18 protein-coding genes are annotated in these 16761 nt (G+C 42.4%); 7 read left to right on the forward strand and 11 right to left on the reverse strand.

Annotated features, from left to right (window positions below):
- Nucleotides 1–21 precede the first annotated feature (21 nt).
- The 4 genes from MKY15_RS20965 to MKY15_RS20980 form a co-directional block, all read right to left on the reverse strand.
- Nucleotides 22–2169, reverse strand: coding sequence for a penicillin-binding protein 2 (locus MKY15_RS20965; RefSeq protein WP_067210201.1), 2148 nt, complete (start codon nt 2167–2169; stop codon nt 22–24).
- Nucleotides 2170–2277: 108 nt separating this feature from the next.
- Nucleotides 2278–2880, reverse strand: a complete 603-nt coding sequence (locus MKY15_RS20970) for a superoxide dismutase (RefSeq protein WP_342538513.1) — start codon at nt 2878–2880, stop codon at nt 2278–2280.
- A 98-nt stretch (nt 2881–2978) separates the two neighbouring features.
- Nucleotides 2979–3461, reverse strand: a complete 483-nt coding sequence (locus tag MKY15_RS20975) for a DUF456 family protein (RefSeq protein ID WP_067210206.1) — start codon at nt 3459–3461, stop codon at nt 2979–2981.
- A gap of 24 nt (nt 3462–3485) precedes the next feature.
- The gene (locus MKY15_RS20980; protein ID WP_338656430.1) at nt 3486–5117 is read right to left on the reverse strand and encodes a Na/Pi cotransporter family protein; all 1632 of its coding nucleotides are present in this window, start codon (nt 5115–5117) and stop codon (nt 3486–3488) included.
- Between the two features lie 199 nt (nt 5118–5316).
- Here MKY15_RS20980 and MKY15_RS20985 point away from each other — a divergent pair, with 199 nt between their 5' ends.
- The 4 genes from MKY15_RS20985 (at nt 5317) to MKY15_RS21000 (ending at nt 7995) form a co-directional block, all read left to right on the forward strand.
- A complete protein-coding gene (locus MKY15_RS20985) occupies nt 5317–5820 on the forward strand; it encodes a DUF1189 family protein (RefSeq protein ID WP_342538514.1) in 504 nt (167 codons plus the stop codon).
- 45 nt (nt 5821–5865) lie between these two features.
- The gene (locus MKY15_RS20990) at nt 5866–6204 is read left to right on the forward strand and encodes a hypothetical protein (RefSeq protein ID WP_340742238.1); all 339 of its coding nucleotides are present in this window, start codon (nt 5866–5868) and stop codon (nt 6202–6204) included.
- Between the two features lie 82 nt (nt 6205–6286).
- A complete protein-coding gene (gene ispG, locus MKY15_RS20995) occupies nt 6287–7411 on the forward strand; it encodes a flavodoxin-dependent (E)-4-hydroxy-3-methylbut-2-enyl-diphosphate synthase (RefSeq protein ID WP_067210215.1) in 1125 nt (374 codons plus the stop codon).
- Nucleotides 7408–7995 carry a hypothetical protein gene (locus MKY15_RS21000; RefSeq protein ID WP_067210218.1) on the forward strand — a complete coding sequence of 196 codons (588 nt, stop codon included), beginning with the start codon at nt 7408–7410 and terminating at the stop codon, nt 7993–7995. Before ispG ends, MKY15_RS21000 begins: the two co-directional genes overlap by 4 nt.
- A 347-nt stretch (nt 7996–8342) precedes the next feature.
- Here the strand turns inward: MKY15_RS21000 and MKY15_RS21005 are convergent, their stop codons facing one another.
- From MKY15_RS21005 to MKY15_RS21015, 3 genes are read right to left on the reverse strand one after another with little or no spacing between them, the layout of a single operon-like run.
- Complete coding sequence (locus MKY15_RS21005; RefSeq protein WP_067210219.1) at nt 8343–8759, reverse strand: Fur family transcriptional regulator; 417 nt, start codon at nt 8757–8759, stop codon at nt 8343–8345.
- The gene (locus MKY15_RS21010) at nt 8756–9622 is read right to left on the reverse strand and encodes a metal ABC transporter permease (RefSeq protein ID WP_338656420.1); all 867 of its coding nucleotides are present in this window, start codon (nt 9620–9622) and stop codon (nt 8756–8758) included. The genes MKY15_RS21005 and MKY15_RS21010 overlap by 4 nt, the downstream gene beginning before the upstream one ends.
- A complete protein-coding gene (locus tag MKY15_RS21015) occupies nt 9619–10389 on the reverse strand; it encodes a metal ABC transporter ATP-binding protein (RefSeq protein ID WP_067210223.1) in 771 nt (256 codons plus the stop codon). The genes MKY15_RS21010 and MKY15_RS21015 overlap by 4 nt, the downstream gene beginning before the upstream one ends.
- Before the next feature lie 102 nt (nt 10390–10491).
- Here MKY15_RS21015 and MKY15_RS21020 point away from each other — a divergent pair, with 102 nt between their 5' ends.
- Nucleotides 10492–10740: a hypothetical protein gene (locus MKY15_RS21020; protein ID WP_067210225.1), complete on the forward strand. Its 249-nt coding sequence runs from the start codon at nt 10492–10494 to the stop codon at nt 10738–10740.
- A 62-nt stretch (nt 10741–10802) separates the two neighbouring features.
- Here MKY15_RS21020 and MKY15_RS21025 read toward each other — a convergent pair whose 3' ends face one another.
- Both MKY15_RS21025 and MKY15_RS21030 read right to left on the reverse strand, forming a co-directional pair.
- A complete protein-coding gene (locus tag MKY15_RS21025; protein WP_067210228.1) occupies nt 10803–11708 on the reverse strand; it encodes a deoxyribonuclease IV in 906 nt (301 codons plus the stop codon).
- Entirely contained in the window at nt 11705–13000 is a 1296-nt protein-coding gene (locus tag MKY15_RS21030) for a DEAD/DEAH box helicase (RefSeq protein ID WP_338656415.1), read from the reverse strand. The genes MKY15_RS21025 and MKY15_RS21030 overlap by 4 nt, the downstream gene beginning before the upstream one ends.
- Before the next feature lie 112 nt (nt 13001–13112).
- On the opposite strand from MKY15_RS21030, the gene vrrA reads away from it, so the two are divergent.
- Both vrrA and MKY15_RS21040 read left to right on the forward strand, forming a co-directional pair.
- Nucleotides 13113–13628, forward strand: a complete 516-nt coding sequence (vrrA, locus tag MKY15_RS21035; RefSeq protein WP_340742241.1) for a VrrA/YqfQ family protein — start codon at nt 13113–13115, stop codon at nt 13626–13628.
- Nucleotides 13629–13692: 64 nt separating this feature from the next.
- Entirely contained in the window at nt 13693–14670 is a 978-nt protein-coding gene (locus MKY15_RS21040; RefSeq protein WP_067210236.1) for a 4-hydroxy-3-methylbut-2-enyl diphosphate reductase, read from the forward strand.
- A gap of 112 nt (nt 14671–14782) precedes the next feature.
- Here MKY15_RS21040 and MKY15_RS21045 read toward each other — a convergent pair whose 3' ends face one another.
- Together MKY15_RS21045 and MKY15_RS21050 are read right to left on the reverse strand one after the other, a co-directional pair.
- Nucleotides 14783–15901 (reverse strand): Nif3-like dinuclear metal center hexameric protein, encoded by a 1119-nt coding sequence (locus tag MKY15_RS21045; protein WP_342538515.1) that lies wholly within the window; start codon nt 15899–15901, stop codon nt 14783–14785.
- Nucleotides 15898–16596, reverse strand: a complete 699-nt coding sequence (locus MKY15_RS21050) for a tRNA (adenine(22)-N(1))-methyltransferase TrmK (protein WP_187045104.1) — start codon at nt 16594–16596, stop codon at nt 15898–15900. The genes MKY15_RS21045 and MKY15_RS21050 overlap by 4 nt, the downstream gene beginning before the upstream one ends.
- Nucleotides 16597–16761 lie beyond the last annotated feature (165 nt).

Genomic DNA, 16761 nt, shown 5'->3' on the forward strand with positions numbered 1-16761 from the left:
ACCAAATGGTTTTCCTACTTTTTAATTGGACTCTACTTTAGGTGCTTGTATGATAGGTTGTTTAGCCGCTGTGGACGTTTCTTCTTTAGCTCTTTTTGCTTTCAATTTAAAATATTCATCCACAGCTTGTTCTGCAATTTGATTGTTTGCATATGTGTAGCCACGCGGAACTGTAGAGATATTAGGAATGACGACTGCATAAGCTATTTCTGGGTTTTCATAAGGCGCAAAACCGACATGTGATAGGTTGATTGTCGGTTTTCCAGAGCTAAATGCCTGCGCCGTCCCCGTTTTCCCGGCTCCATCATATTCTTTTCCAGCAAAGAAATTCGGGGCCGTCCCTTTAGCCCCGTAATACACGTAGTGCATTCCACGCTTCACTTGAGCAATTTCCGCATCAGTATTCTGGATCCTATTTAAGATATTGACCTCTGTTTCTTGAATAAGGGGACCAAGAATTTTACCGTCTTCAGATGGTTCGCGAATTTCTTTTAATACTTTCGGAGCCACCCGATAACCACCATTTGCAATTGTTGAGACGTATTGAGCAAGTTGTAGTGTTGTATAAGTATCGTACTGTCCAATGGACAAATCCAATAAAATACCGATTGAATTACTATCCCCAATCAGCCCGCCTGACTCGCCCGGTAAATCAATGCCGGTTTTTGTTCCAAGTCCGAAAGAAGCGAAAGATTGCCGGAACGTATCGAATGCATTTTTTCTAATAAGTGCCGAGTCTTCAGAGCTATTGTTAGAATTCGCCAAGGCCAATGCAATACGGAACATGTATACGTTCGAAGACCTACCGATTGCTTCAATATCAGTTACAGCAACCCTAGAGTTTTGATTAAACAGCGATCTTTTTGTAATACCACCGATTCTAATTGGTTCATCTATCTTCGTTTCGCCGATACGTACCACATTTTCCTGATACCCTGTAAGAAGAGTCGCCATCTTCACTGTTGATCCAGCCTCGTGAAGTGCAGTGAACGTACCAAATGCATAGTCCCATATTTCGAGCTTGCCTGTTTCTGGATTCGTAACAACCTGCTTACCTACAAGTGATAGAACTTCACCGTTATTCGGATTCATCATGACTAAGAAAGCCCTGTCCAATTCTCCGGTATTTGGTTTTCTTTTTAATTCCAACAGTTTATCCGAAACTATATTTTCAAGTGTCTCTTGCAGTTCGCTATCAATCGTCAGAATAAGATCCTTGCCAGGTTCGCCTTGTCGGATTGTTTTCGTTTCGACGACACGCCCGCTACGATCCTTAATATTTTTCACAATTGTTTTTTGCCCTTTTAACAAATCCTCATAATATTGCTCAATATAACTTTTTCCAACACGGTCATTTCTTGAATAATCCCGTGCCAGGAAATACTTCTCACGAGATTTAGGAATACCTTCAATGGGACTCGTGGTGGTCCCTAGAATCGTATTGTCTGATTTCCTCACACGCTCCCAATCTGTCGTTGTATCCACGCCCGGTAACTCTCCTAGACGTTCAGATACAGTTGCGAATTCTTCGTCCGTCACATTCCCACTTTTAACGATTTGTGGGGAGTACGCATAGCCCGACATCATTTCTCTGTAAATCGCAAGTACTTCTAGCTCCTCTTCCGTAAAAGAATCAATTTCTTCGTCCGTAATTCGTTCTCGTGTAAGCCTATTAATCTCCTTCTGCAATTCCGTCCGTGAAAGTGTACTATCCTTTTCCAGCGCCTCTTGTTCCTTTATAGAAACCTTTTTCAACGCAGCCTCAGAATTCTTTAAAATCCAAAAATCTCTCTTATCCCCAATGGTAATCCTTTTCGTATCTTGTTCAATCAAGATCGCAAGTTGCTCAGCGACTTTTAGCATATCTGCTGAAGTCGTCGACGTCATTTTCGTATATGTAATGGCGTTTTTCGGATCATTATCAACAAGAACGCGTCCCATGCGGTCAAATATTTTCCCCCTTGGCACGCTTGTATTGATAGGGATTTCTTCCTTTTTTTCCAACTCGCGGGAATATTCTTCCCCTTTAACGATTTGTAAATAACCAAGGCGAAAAATGAGCAATGAAAATAGGACAAAGATTGAAAAGAATAGGAAGTTCATTCGGAATGCGATATGTTTTCGTTGGCGTATTTTAGCCTGATCCGCCTTACGCACCTGTTTTTTCATAATGTCCCCCCTCGTTAATCATTTTGAATTATAACACTCAAAACAACAAAAGCACACATCTTGACGAACAAGATGTGTGCTTGGTTCCTTCTAGATAAAGTTATAAATTTATTTACCGAAACGTTTTGCAACTTCGTCCCAATTAACAACATTCCAAAATGCTGAAATATAGTCAGGGCGACGGTTTTGATAGTTTAGATAGTAAGCATGCTCCCAAACGTCTAGTCCTAGTAGAGGCGTTTTGCCTTCCATGATTGGTGAATCTTGGTTTGGAGTTGACATAATTTCAAGTTCTCCGCCATTCAGTACTAGCCAAGCCCATCCTGATCCAAAACGAGTTGCACCCGCTTTTGCGAATTCTTCTTTAAATACATCAAAGCTACCAAACTTGTTGTCGATTGCTTCAGCAAGTGCGCCTGATGGATTGCCGCCACCTTCTGCTGATAGAAGTTCCCAGAAAAGTGAATGGTTTGCGTGACCGCCACCGTTGTTACGGACAGCCGTACGTTTGCTTTCAGGTACTGCATCAAGGTTCGCAATAAGTTCTTCGATAGATTTGTTTAGAAGTTCTTCATTTCCTTCAAGAGCGTTATTCAAGTTCGTTACATATGCATTATGGTGTTTAGTGTGATGAATGTTCATCGTTTCTTTGTCGAAGTGTGGTTCAAGTGCATCATAAGCGTAAGGTAGTTCTGGTAATTTGTAAGTCATTTGTCCATTCCTCCTCAAGAGATTCATAAATATGCTACCTTTCAACATTATCAAAATTATGAATAACGTTCAAATAAAATGGACTATTTAGGAACGTTTCATTTGATAAAGAAAATAAAGACTGCAATCATCACAACCATGACAAGTCCTTTTGTCACAACCGAAGTGAGAAATCCAACGAGCGAACCAATGCCTGTCTTTACAGACTGCTTCACTCCGGACCGAGATACGACAAGTTCCGCAATGACCGCACCTAAAAATGGCCCAACTAAAATACCAGCAACCGGAATGACGAAAGGACCGATAAGAAGTCCAATTGTACTTCCCCACATCCCCGCCTTAGAGCCACCGAACTTTTTCACACCGACGAGATTCGATAGTGTGTCTGCACCGAACAGCAAGATAACGAATAATACCTGAATGATCCAAAACCAAATAGTCATCCCTTCAAATGTATCGATGAGTCCATATAGAAGGAAACCTCCTACAATGAAAAGAGCCGTTGGAATGATCGGATATACGAGTCCGGCAAAAGCAATAATAAACATGGCAATCGCAATAATCCAACCTATAACTTCCATAAAATCATCCCCTTATTCGAACGATTATGCTCTGTTTCCAAGAATTGCTTCGGCTATATTTACGGCATGGTCACCGACCCGCTCTAAGTTAGAAACAATATCGACAAATACCATTCCAGATTGTGCTGTACAACGACCTTCATTAAGCCTCAAAATATGATTTTTTCTAAATTTCCGTTCCATCTTGTCAATGAGAACTTCTTTTTCAGCAACCGTTCTTGCCATTTCCATATCATTTTGATTGAGTGCGTCAACAGCTTTCTGAACGGTTTCAATCGTTAGCGTGAACATTTCCGTCAAATCATTCATCGCATCTTCCGTCAATTTTACGCGGTTAACATCACGATAGTCAATGAGTTCAATGATATTTTCGAAATGATCACCAATGCGTTCAATATCACGAACCGTATCCATAAGCATAAAGTGACGTGCAGATTCAACTGGCGAAATACTAACTGAAGTAATTTCAACAAGATAGTCCGTAATCTTGCGGTCCAAGTTATTGATGGCATCTTCAATTTGATAAGCAGTCTCTGCGTGTTTTTTATTACCCGTTTTCAAGTATTCGAAAGACTCCTGTAAACCACGGACACCGAATTCACCCATACGAATAATTTCTTCTTTCGCTTGTCCGATTGCAACTGCAGGTGATTGTTCTATAAAGTGCCTGTCCAAATGCTTCGGCTTGTATTCTATTAATACATCTTCACCTGGGATCATTTTTGTAACCAACCAAGCCCATGCTCCAATTAGAGGGAATTGGATGATTGTATTGGCAATATTGAACGAACCGTGTGCAAATGCAATTTGCATTTTATTTTCAAGGGCCAATACCCCTGATATCCACTCGACATACGCAGTAAAGGGTATAAGAAGTAGCATGAATATGACCGTTCCGACAACATTAAATAATACGTGTGCTGCGGCAGCACGCTTTGCCGCTACCGATGCTCCGATTGAAGCAAGCACAGCTGTAATCGTTGTTCCAATATTATCTCCGAATAAAATTGGTAATGCTCCATTGATATCGACGAGATTTTCTGCATAAAGCCCTTGCAAAATACCAACTGTCGCACTGGAGCTTTGAACAATCAAAGTAAATACCGTTCCAACCACGACGCCGAGCATAGGCTGGTCACTCATCGATATCATTAGATCTGTAAACGTTTCTAGTTCCCTAAGCGGCTTCATCCCACCACTCATTAATTCAAGTCCTAGAAACAGGCCACCAAATCCAAAAATAACTTCACCTATATTTCTAATTGAACTCTTTTTAATGAAAAAGATTAGGAACGCCCCAAACGCCATAATCGGAAGTGCATAGGCTCCTACATCTAATCCGATGATAAAAGCAGTAACAGTCGTTCCGATATTCGCTCCCATTATGACGCCAATCGCTTGACGAAGCGTCATGAAACCTGCGCTCACAAGTCCTACGGTAATAACAGTCGTCCCAGAACTCGATTGAATCAAGACTGTGACGATAATTCCGACAAGTACACCCATGAACGGATTCGTCGTGAATCGGTCAAGGATTGCGCGGAGCCTATCACCCGCCGCTTTTTGAAGGCCATCTCCCATATACTTTATAGCGAACAAGAAAATTCCGAGTCCACCAAGAAACTGAAACAGCATTTCCTGCCAGTTTACCTCCATTACGCAGTCAACCCCTCATTATGCTTTATGTATTGCATCTCATTATGAGGATAGTCACCCCAAATTGTAAATAGTAGTAGTCGAATCTTTACATTCCCTTTACAATTGATTTACGAAACGTCATCATTCTGTCGAAAATAGTAGCGCGCACAATTGCGTCGTAAAATGATAGACTGTTATTGATGGAGGGGGTTTTATAGTGAAGTTCCACCAACTAGTCAAAGCAGCAATCCATGAACCTAAAAAATTAGCAGCCTTTCGCCTATTACCTATCGGCAAAGTGTTTCGCTATGTTTTCATTTTCGTTGCGTTGTTCACATTGCTATCATTCACCCGTTATATAGCAGGAGATGCAGTCTTATTCGAATCATCGCCAGAACTGCTCGAACACGGAGAAACAATCGGTGGACTCATTTATCCAATTGCATTTCTTCTGCAGCTCGTTATCAGTACGACTTATATCTTCATCCGAATCAGTATTTTTGGTTACGTGGGAATCCTGTTGTTAAAACTGATGAAAAGACGAGGAGAATACCGTCATATGTGGAGAACTTCCGCTATCGCGATTACCATCCCTATTCTTCTGACCATCGGACTTGATTTCTTTCCGGCAATGAAAAACGTTAGTACAGGTATTACATCCCTTGTCCACTTCGCTTATATTGCGGTGGCTGCTAAGTACTATCCCAAAATACCTCGATGAATACTTCCTCTTTTCGTGCATATAGTGGCGAAAGGGGGAATTTCCATGAGAATACTACTACTCGCAGCCTTATTATTCGTAACCGTTCATTTCATCCGACTCGATTTAATGGAAGGCACAATCCCGCTTGCTTCTTTTGTTCAAGAACAGCCTGCATGTGAAGAAGAACAAGTCAAGACGATACCTGTCACAACAGTTGATGGAGATACGATTGAAACACTATTCTCATTGTATCCCGATCCCGAATCTGGCTTCATTGATAGATTGGCTTCCTTCTATTCATTGAACCCACATCTTCAAAATCAACAGATTATTGGAGGCGAGAAAATCGTACTCCCACTTACCGTTATGCAAACGGAAAAATGCATAGAGTCTAATCGATAAGGGTTGTCCCTTGTCTTTTTGCTATGAAGATTGCTAAAATAGTTATAGTTATGAGGCTAATGCCGACTAAGGAGCGAAATAAATGAATGCTATGATAAACAGAAAAAACACACGTCCTGTACGAGTTGGTAACCTGACAATCGGCGGAAGTGATGAGCTTTTCATCCAAAGTATGACAACGACCAAGACACATGACGTCGAAGCAACAGTCGCAGAAATCATGCGTTTAGAAGATGCCGGATGCCAAATTGTCCGTGTTGCGTGTCCAGATGAGCGCGCGGCATATGCTATCGGTGAAATCAAAAAACGTATCAACATTCCTCTTGTCGTCGATATCCATTTCGACTATAAATTAGCGTTGATCGCTATTGAACAAGGGGCAGACAAAATTCGGATTAACCCTGGTAATATCGGAAGACAGGCAAAAGTCGAAGCTGTCGTCAATGCAGCTAAAGCAAAAGGTATTCCGATTCGAATTGGTGTCAACGCCGGTTCACTTGAGAAAAAAATTCTTGAAAAATATGGCTATCCAACTGCCGACGGAATGGTAGAGAGTGCTCTGCATCATATTAAAATATTGGAAGACCTTGATTTCCACGATATCATCGTGTCGTTAAAAGCTTCCGATGTAAATTTAGCGGTCGAAGCGTATCAAAAAGCTGCGGCAGCATTCGATTATCCCTTACACCTCGGCATTACAGAGTCTGGGACGTTGTTTTCGGGGTCTATTAAGAGCTCTGCGGGTCTCGGCACCCTTCTATCAGCAGGCATCGGCAACACGATGCGTGTATCACTGAGTGCCGATCCTGTCCAAGAGGTTAAAGTGGCAAGGGAGTTGCTAAAAATATTCGGTCTTTCCTCAAACGCCGCGACACTTATTTCATGCCCTACATGCGGACGAATTGAAATTGACCTTATTACGATCGCAAATGAAATTGAAGAATATATTTCGCATATTAAAGCTCCACTTAAAGTGGCAGTGCTTGGCTGTGCAGTCAACGGTCCCGGCGAAGCGCGTGAAGCGGATATTGGAATCGCGGGTGCACGTGGCGAAGGCCTTCTCTTCATGAAAGGAAAAACAGTCCGCAAAGTACCGGAAGCAACGATGGTTGAAGAGTTAAAAATCGAAATCGACAAGCTTGCGGAAGAGTATTTCGAAAAGAAAAGACAGGAAGAACTCCTCCTGCAAGGTGAGACAGCGGAATGAGAAACCTCCGCTTCGGCATCGACATTGATGGTACAGTGACATGCCCCACTTCTCTCTTGCCGCATATCAATGAACAGTTCGGATGTAATCTTGTCCTTGATGATATTAAAGAATATGACTTAACAAAAGCATTTACAGTAGATGAAAAAGCATTCTACGAGTGGTATAAAGGTGCGGAGGCACATATTTACAAAACGTCTCCCGCACAACAATATGCCAAAGACATTTTAACTAGCTTTCAAGCGCAGTTTGAACTGTATTACATTTCTGCCCGTGGCCATCATGTCTATGACTCCACGCTGGACTGGTTCAAACAACAGGAAATCCCGTACGATCATATCGAACTTGTCGGAAGTCATTATAAAATTGAGACCGCGAAAAAGTTCGGTGTTCATGCATTTTTTGAAGACAAGCATGACAACGCGGTTGAAATCCATGAAGAACTCGACATTCCTGTCATACTATTTGACACACCGTATAACAGGATGCCGATTCCTGAAGGCGTCATCCGAGTCTACGATTGGCAAGAAGCGAATAGTTGGATCAAGAAGTTATTTCCTATAGAAGAACCTTCATTTAATTAAAAAAACGGTGTGAAACTCTCATGATAGAGTTTCACACCGTTTTTTCGACTTAGAATTATGTTTAGCTTCAGCGCCCTAGACCCTCGAGTCGCTTCAAGCCTTGTAGAGACGCCACTACGTACCTGCAAGGCTGCTGGGTACGTAGTGGGGAGGGATTGAACTTCATCCCTCCTTGTCGCGACAGGACGTCACGGTTTTAAGACCGCTTCCTCTTAAGTGGCGCACTTATGCTGCGTTCCTTTTAGGCGCCAGCCGCTCTGGTCATAAGCAATCCAGCTATGTGGCAAAGATCGCCACGTCGCTGGATCGACTTATGCCTGTCGCATCTGGAAGGCGCCTTCCGCTTTTCATTGTTCCACACATAGCGGACATTTTCCGTAGATTTCGAATTTATGTCCTTCCACTTCATAGTCGGGTAAATTAACAGTAATCATTTCCATAGGGCAATGCGGGATGCTGCGCGTCTTACCACATGCAGTACAGATGAAATGGTGATGGTGGATGCCTGGATCACATTGCATACGGAAATTTCGTTCCCCATTCAAATCGGTTTCTTCCAGAATACCGAGTTCAGAAAACGTCGTCAAGTTTCGATAAATTGTATCGAAACTTATTCCAGGGTTATCCTTCGCCATGAAATTCTTCACTTCAAGAGCCGTTAAATAGCGGTCTTTATGCGAAAAGAACTGTAAAATTGTATCTCTATTTTTCGTCCGTTTAAATTGATTTTCCTGAAGAATCCGCCATGCCTCATCGAGTGTCATACCAACTCCCCCTTCACTGTACGGGCATTACGTCCGCCTTGTATTTTCTTCCAAGCGAGTACCACTAACAAAATAACTATCGATGTGACGACAATCGTTCCCCCCGGAGCAATATCAAGATAATAGGCAGAAACAAGTCCAATGATAACCGCTAACTCACCGAAAATAATGGAGTAAATCATCGCGCTCTTAAAACTTTTCGCAAGTTGGATAGCTGCCGCTACCGGAATCGTCATAAGTGATGATACAAGTAAAATACCGACAATCCGCATAGAAGCCCCAATAACAAGCGCTACAATGATCATGAACACCATCTGGATATAGCGTGAATTAATACCAGAAACCTTGGCATACTCCCCATCGAATGATAAGGCAAATAGTTCTTTATAAAGAAATCGGATATAAGTGATGACAATGATTGCAATGATGATAACAACGAAAAGATCCTGCCTGCTAACCGCTGACACTGAACCGAATAAATAGCCAATCAAATCAGAGCCATAGCCTTTCGATAATGAGATGAAAATAGCGCCAAGGCCAATACCTGCCGACAAAATAACCGGAATTGCAAGTTCTTCATAATGACGGTATGCCCCCCGCAACTTCTCAATCAGTAGTGACCCACCTACTGCAGATGCGATCCCAAGGTAAACTGGGTTCAGCGCAGCAAAGAAGAGCACTTGCTGGCTTAAATAAAGGCTTCCAGCGATTCCCGCAAGTGCAACATGACTGAGCGCATCCGCAATCAGGGAAAGACGTCTGACGACGATAAACAAGCCAAGTAAAGGAGCGATGACACCGATGATTAAGCCGGAAAGAAATGCATTTTGCAAAAACTCATACGATAAAATATCATTAATCATCGTTCCACCTCATCCGTGTGCTGATGGACGCGGCGAACTGGGTGTCCATACCATCTAGAAACGTCATCATCTTCCATCTTTTTATAATCGGATTGTTTACCGTGAAAATGAATTGTTCGGTTCAAACAAGCCACATGGGTTGCGAGATCAGTAACAAGGTCAATTTCATGTGTCACAAGTAAAATCGCAATTCCGTGCTCACGATTTAATGTATTGAGCATAGAATAAAACGACGCGACATTTTGCTGATCAATACCAACTGTCGGTTCATCCATAATAAGAAGATCTGGTTTTCCTGCAAGCGCTCTTGCAATGAACACACGCTGCTGCTGGCCACCGGAGAGCTCGCCCATATTCCGTTGTGCGAAAGTGTCCATACCGACTATGCTAAGCGCTTCTAATGTTCGCTGCTCATCTTTTTTTGAAAAGCTTTTGAACATTCCTACTTTCCGAGTTAATCCGCTCCGCACAACTTCAAGAACGGTTGCTGGGAAACCAGAGTTAAAAGAATTGGATTTCTGTGAAACATAGCCAATCCGTTCCCGGTGCTTAAATGATTCTATTTCCGAACCGAAAAGCTTTACTGTTCCACTCGTTGGTTGTAAGAGACCGAGAATAATATTGATGAGTGTTGATTTACCAGAACCATTTGGCCCTATCAACGCCCAAAATTCACCCTCTCCTACCTCAAGAGAAATATGATCAAGGGCGATTGACTGTTCATAATTGAAACTGACATCGTCCAATTGAATAAGATTATTTGTCATTTTACTATCCTTTCTTTGAAACAGGAATCATTCCGATTCCCTCGTCAAATTATAAACCATGACACGACCGGATACAACCATTTAAGAAAGAAGGGATTATTAGTGGATTATGCTCAACTACTGAATGAAGTCAAAATGAGAAGTGATGATGAAGTGAAAATCATTGCAAAGCAATATGGAATTGACTTTTCTAAGACAGAAATAAGGGCACTTCGACCATTGCTTGATGAAATTTCTTTCCATTGGCTTTTCACCGGTGTTCCTGAAACGTTTATCAATAAAATCCGTGGAGCTATTGGTGATAGAAAGACTGAAATCCTATTCAAGAAGTATTTAGACTCCACCAAGTGATAAATTTATTTAAAAGAAGAAAACCCGCCTGCGTATATATACTTTGCAGGCGGGTTTTCTATTTAAATTCTTAGCAGATCAATCTTATCTGGTTGAAACGATTTCGCCTTAAACATTTCTATCTCAAATTTATAAGGTGCCGATTTTTTCTTTGGATCCAGACCCACAAATGGTGTTTCAAGAATTTTAGGAATCGATTGGAATCCTTCATGATGGACAATATAAGAAAGTGGTTCAAAGCCGATATGGCCGAAACCTATATTTTCATGTCGGTCCTTCATTGCACCGCGCTCGTTCTTACTATCATTAACATGAATAACAGATATTCTGTCCATGCCCACAATTTTATCGAACTCGTTTAGCACTCCTTCAAAATCACCAACGATATCATAGCCCGCATCATGAACGTGACAAGTATCAAAACAAACCGATAAACGCTCGTTATGTGTGACTCCATCGATAATCGCGGCAATTTCATCAAAGTTACGACCGCATTCAGTCCCTTTCCCCGCCATCGTTTCGAGAGCTATGCGGACGGGATAGTCCTGGGAAAGCACTTCATTTAGTCCTTCGATAATTTTCGCGATCCCTAGGTCAACACCAGCACCAACATGCGCGCCTGGATGAAGAACAATCTGGTCAACGCCAAGTGCAGCTGTGCGCTCGATTTCACTTTGAAGGAAGTCGACACCAAGTCTGAATGTCTCGGGCTTTAACGTATTAGCAATATTGATAATATACGGAGCATGGACGACGATATTTGACTGACCATTTTCCTCCATACTAAGATGGCCCGCTGCAATATTCAGTTCCTCAATCGGCTTCCTCCGTGTGTTCTGGGGTGCACCGGTATAAATCATGAATGTAGTTGCTCCGTAACTTGCAGCTTCCACGCTTGAGCCTAACAACATTTTGCTTCCGCTCATCGAAACATGGGAGCCAAGCAATAGTGGCTTATCATTTGTCATTTTTTACGTTTCAGTCTCCTTTCTCTCTTTTTGAAGCTCTCTACTTGCTGAGCCATTTTCTTTTTATAGCCTGGTTTCACTTTCGACGGCTTTGGTACGAATGAGATTGCTTTACGGTCAATATCATCTACTTCTTTTACTCGATTTCGTCTTGAATGACGCTCTTTTACTTCAACCCACTCACCATTTTTTACTTCTTCATGAACAAATGGAATACCCATCTTTTCAATTCTGACTACTTTATCGTCTTCAGAAGGTTCATACAGTGTAATTGCCGTTCCCTTAAGCCCAGCACGTGCAGTACGTCCCACGCGGTGAATGAAAAATTCAAGGTCATCAGGAAGTTCGAAGTTAATAACGTGACTGACACCAGGAATATCAATTCCGCGTGCCGCAAGGTCTGTCGCTACTATATATTGGAATTCTAGATCCCGGATTTGCTTCATCATTCGTGTCCGTTCACGCGGTGTTAAATCGCCGTGAATTCTTCCGACTTTAATGCCGCTTTCTGCAAGGTAAGTTGCGAGTCCTTCAGCGTTTTGTCTTGTATTCATAAAGATGATTGCCAAATAAGGATTGATCCCTTCCATTACTTGCAGTAACTTTTTCTTTTTACTCATACTGCGAACAGGTACTAGGGAGTAGTGCATCCCTTCCGTCAATGGTTTGCGTTCACCAATTTTTACATGAACAGGTGATTCCATGTATTTAGTTAGGAACGGTTTTAGCTTTTCCGGAATCGTTGCAGAAAATACGTACATTTCAAGTTTAGCAGGCATTTTTGCTGCGAACTTATCGATATCTTCAATAAAGCCCATGTCGAATGCAAGGTCCGCTTCATCTATAACCAAGATTTTTGCTGTATGAATTACAAGTGCCCCATTTTCGGACATATCGTTAATTCGTCCTGGCGTTCCAACGATAATATGCGGATTCGATTTTAATTTCCCGATAGACCGCTGCTTGTCCGTACCACCTATGAGCAGCGAACTGCGCACCTCCGTGCCTTCTGTCATCTTCGCAAGTTCATTGTACAGTTGCGTCGCCAACTCTCTTGTCGGGGCCGTGATAACTGCTTGCAGTTCATCGACAGTTGCATCTGTCCGTTGTAATATCGGTATAAGGAAACTGTGGGATTTCCCCGTTCCTGTATGTGCTTGTCCGATTGCATTTGTACCCTTCAGAATAAGCGGTATGATTTCCTTTTGGATCGGTGTCGGATTTTCAAAGCCGAGCCTCCCGATTGCTTCCCGTAAAAACGGTTTAAATTGATAGTCTGTAAATTTAGACATTCGTAACCCTCCTAATGTACACCTATTATAACACGATTTCGTTCCGCCGTATGCGATTTTCGCATAGTATACTATGTGAAAGTCCATTCTGATTTATTGAAAGGAGATAATTATGAGATATGAATCCTTTTATCCATTCGCGCGACAACAACCGCCACCGGCTCCTATGGGACAAATGAACTTCGGACCACCTCCTCAAATGGGGCAATTGCAGGCACCTATACAACCATTCATGAATGGTCCACAGAACGATCCATTTGGTGGCCCTATGGGGGGTCCACAGAACAATCCATTAGGTGCTCAAATGAATGGCCCGCAGAACAATCCATTAGGTGGTGGCCCTATGGGTGGTCCAGGAGAGCAACCAATTCCATCAAAAATGGAATCGTATATGCAAACGGCAAACCAATTCTTAAACACAGCCCAGCAATTCGCTCCTGTGGTCCAACAATTCGCGCCAATGGTTCAAAACTTGCCCGCAATGTGGAGATTGTACAAAGGCTTTCAATCACTTCCGGTAGCTGGTGCCGCTAGTTTACCTACAAGTGGAGCAGCTGCCGCACGGTCAGTTGCTAATGTCACTTCCGGACTGTCAGCCCCCCGTATTTTTCAGCCGCCCATCCGATAATTTTGAATCCGCCGTCCAACTCCGTTATAATGGATGGTAGATCCTATTAGAGGAGTGAAACGACATGAAAGTATTAAAGATTACCCCTAGAGGTTATTGCTATGGGGTTGTCGATGCAATGATCATCGCAAGAAATGCGGCACTCGACAAAACATTGCCGAGACCCATTTATATATTGGGAATGATTGTCCATAACAAACATGTTACCGATGCGTTTGAAGAAGATGGCATCATCACGATTGATGGTGAAAATCGTCTAGAAATTCTTGAAAAAGTTGAGACGGGTACAGTGATTTTCACAGCACATGGTGTTTCTCCTGAAGTGCGGGAGCTTGCGAAAAGAAAAGGCCTTGTATCGATTGATGCAACTTGTCCTGATGTAACTGTCACCCATGACTTGATTGGGGAAAAAACTGCAGAAGGCTACGACATCATTTACATCGGAAAAAAATATCATCCAGAACCAGAAGGTGCAATCGGTGTGGCACCTCACGCGGTCCATTTGATAGAAACGATTAAGGATGTCGAAAATCTTACTGTACAGAACCCTAAATTGCTTGTCACAAACCAAACAACAATGAGCCAATGGGATGTTGTTCACATTATGGACGCACTTAAACTGAAATATCCACATATCGAAGTTCATAAGGAAATTTGTCTTGCTACTCAAGTAAGGCAGGAGGCCGTCGCACAGCATGCCGGGGAATCAGACCTTCTTATCGTCGTAGGAGATCCGAAGAGCAACAACTCGAATCGCCTGACACAAGTCTCTGTCGAAATTGCCAACACCCCATCATACCGAATCTCGGATCTTTCGGAACTCGATGTGAAGTGGTTGGAAGGTGTTGAAACTGTCTCTGTCACTGCGGGTGCTTCGACACCAACTTTGATTGTTCGTGAAGTAATTGCTTTCCTTGAGAAGTTCGATCCTGAAGATACTTCTACACATCTTCCAGAACGGAAATTCCTAGTAGAAAAAATTCTACCTAAAATTAAAAACCCTACACCTGTGATACGAATTGAACCGTACACAACAACTTAAGATAAGCTTCTGGCGCTTAGAGCTAGACACTATTCCGTGTTGAAAAACATATTTTCATCTTTAAAATGAACCAGCCTCTTTTACAGAGGCTGGTTTTTTTCGTCAAACATTATCAAATGAAAGTAAACGGTTCTGTGACAATTTCCGATTCGATAAACGAGACATTATAGCTAGCCTGCGCGCAAGCTGCCTGCATATAGTCTGCAACACCTTCAATCATCACTTTCTCAATATTGTGCCCCGGGTCAATGACAGCAATACCCATCGCTTCTGCGTCATGTGCAACATGGTAATACAAATCCCCGGTTACCAGAACATCCGCTCCGCTTCGTTTAGCAGCTCCTATATATTTATTCCCATCTCCGCCCAAGACAGCAACTTTTCGAATCTGCTTGTTTGGATCACCCACAAATCGAAGTGCCGGGACATCAAAAGCTTTTTTTACAAGTTCCGCAAATTGTCCAAGCGTTGTCTTTTCTAAAAGTTTCCCAACACGACCAAGACCATAGTCAGTTGACTGTTGATCAAGAACGACTAAATCATACGCAGGTTCTTCGTATGGATGGACTTCTAACATCGCTTTTAGTACCTTACTGCGAATAGGTCCAGGGACAACCACTTCGATTCTTTCCTCTTCAACCGCCTCACTTTTACCCATTTCACCAATAAACGGCTCAGCCCCCTCGACAGGTGTGAAACGCCCAATACCTGATGCGCTAAAACTGCATCCGACATAATCGCCAATTGCACCAGCACCCGCTTTTTCCAGCGTTTGTCTAATGTCATCCGCATGTGTTGCGGGGCTGAAGACAACCAGTTTATAAAGTGACTCAGAATGCGTCGACTCAACTATTTTAGTGTCAACCAAACCAAGTTTTTCAGCGAGCATATCATTCACTCCGCCCGGTGCAACGTCAAGATTTGTATGTGCCGCATAGACAGCTATATCATTTTTAATGCACTTTTCGATCATGCTACCTTGCGGCGTGTCTGTTAATAGGCTTTTCAACGGCCTGAAGATTGGTGGATGGTGCGCGATAATAAGGTTGGCACCTTTTCGAATCGCCTCATCAATCACTTCTTCATTGACATCCAATGTAACAAGCACATTTTCTACAGTTCGATTCAATTGCCCGATATGAAGACCGACTGGATCTCCATCCATTGCAAATCGTTTTGGGGACCACTTTTCAAAAAGCGCAATAATTTCATGACCATTCACTTTTTTCACGTTGTCAACACCTTCCTAACTAACGCAATATGACGTGCCAACTGTACTTTTTTCGTTTTTATTGCCTCTGTTTCAATTGTTTTTTCGAGGGAATCAAGTACGCGATTCCATTCCGACAATTCACTTTCCCACTTTTCAATGAATACGTCGGTTTTTGAAGTCAATAACAAAGGTCCTGCCATTAATTCTAGTTCCTCATAGACCGCTTGCCCTTTTTCCATCACGATAATTTCATATATTTTGCCGTCTTCTTTCAAAATGTGTTCTTTTATTATTTTCCAACCGTTAGAAACGGCCCATTCTCGGATTGCTCTAGAATATATATTCGGTTGTGCGATGATTCGCTTCACTTGAGAAAGACGGTCTTTTCCGCTCTCCAAAATTGTAGCGATGAGCGGTCCACCCATCCCCGCGATTGTCACCGTATCGACAGCATCATTTTCTTCGATAGCGAATAAACCATCTGCCAATCGCACGGTAATCGCATCGGAAAAACCTTCACGTCTCACATTTTTAACCGCAGACTCAAATGGCCCTTTGGCTACTTCTCCTGCGACTGCCCTCTTCACTTTCTTTGTATGAATGAGGAAACATGGCAAATAAGCATGGTCGCTGCCGATATCTGCAACGACTGCACCCTCGTCAACGAAAGAAGCAACCGCCTTCAATCTGTTAGATAATCGTTCGGAATTCAATTGATCGCCGCCTTTCAATACTTTTATTGTATTGGATTTTGTCGTATTTTGCACTTTATCCTATTTGTTGAAATTAAGAATCCTATTGAATTCGCAGCGGGGCTAAGAGTAACCTTCGCTTTGTTTATATAAGTATTCAATTGTTCAACATAAAAAACAGAAAAA

The sequence above is a fragment of the Sporosarcina sp. FSL K6-1540 genome (assembly GCF_038620285.1).
GTDB classification, from domain to species: domain Bacteria; phylum Bacillota; class Bacilli; order Bacillales_A; family Planococcaceae; genus Sporosarcina; species Sporosarcina psychrophila.

What these genes read in the sequence shown, in the direction of transcription:
- MKY15_RS20965 (WP_067210201.1), bottom strand. Translation starts at nt 2,169, where the DNA reads ATGAAAAAACAGGTGCGTAAGGCGGATCAGGCTAAAATACGCCAACGA.
- MKY15_RS21005 (WP_067210219.1), bottom strand. Translation starts at nt 8,759, where the DNA reads ATGACACTCGATGAGGCATGGCGGATTCTTCAGGAAAATCAATTTAAA.
- MKY15_RS21015 (WP_067210223.1), bottom strand. Translation starts at nt 10,389, where the DNA reads ATGACAAATAATCTTATTCAATTGGACGATGTCAGTTTCAATTATGAA.
- MKY15_RS21040 (WP_067210236.1), top strand. Translation starts at nt 13,693, where the DNA reads ATGAAAGTATTAAAGATTACCCCTAGAGGTTATTGCTATGGGGTTGTC.
- MKY15_RS21000 (WP_067210218.1), top strand. Translation starts at nt 7,408, where the DNA reads ATGAGAAACCTCCGCTTCGGCATCGACATTGATGGTACAGTGACATGC.
- vrrA (WP_340742241.1), top strand. Translation starts at nt 13,113, where the DNA reads ATGAGATATGAATCCTTTTATCCATTCGCGCGACAACAACCGCCACCG.
- MKY15_RS20975 (WP_067210206.1), bottom strand. Translation starts at nt 3,461, where the DNA reads ATGGAAGTTATAGGTTGGATTATTGCGATTGCCATGTTTATTATTGCT.
- MKY15_RS21030 (WP_338656415.1), bottom strand. Translation starts at nt 13,000, where the DNA reads ATGTCTAAATTTACAGACTATCAATTTAAACCGTTTTTACGGGAAGCA.
- MKY15_RS20990 (WP_340742238.1), top strand. Translation starts at nt 5,866, where the DNA reads ATGAGAATACTACTACTCGCAGCCTTATTATTCGTAACCGTTCATTTC.
- MKY15_RS21025 (WP_067210228.1), bottom strand. Translation starts at nt 11,708, where the DNA reads ATGACAAATGATAAGCCACTATTGCTTGGCTCCCATGTTTCGATGAGC.
- ispG (WP_067210215.1), top strand. Translation starts at nt 6,287, where the DNA reads ATGAATGCTATGATAAACAGAAAAAACACACGTCCTGTACGAGTTGGT.
- MKY15_RS20980 (WP_338656430.1), bottom strand. Translation starts at nt 5,117, where the DNA reads ATGGAGGTAAACTGGCAGGAAATGCTGTTTCAGTTTCTTGGTGGACTC.
- MKY15_RS21010 (WP_338656420.1), bottom strand. Translation starts at nt 9,622, where the DNA reads ATGATTAATGATATTTTATCGTATGAGTTTTTGCAAAATGCATTTCTT.
- MKY15_RS20970 (WP_342538513.1), bottom strand. Translation starts at nt 2,880, where the DNA reads ATGACTTACAAATTACCAGAACTACCTTACGCTTATGATGCACTTGAA.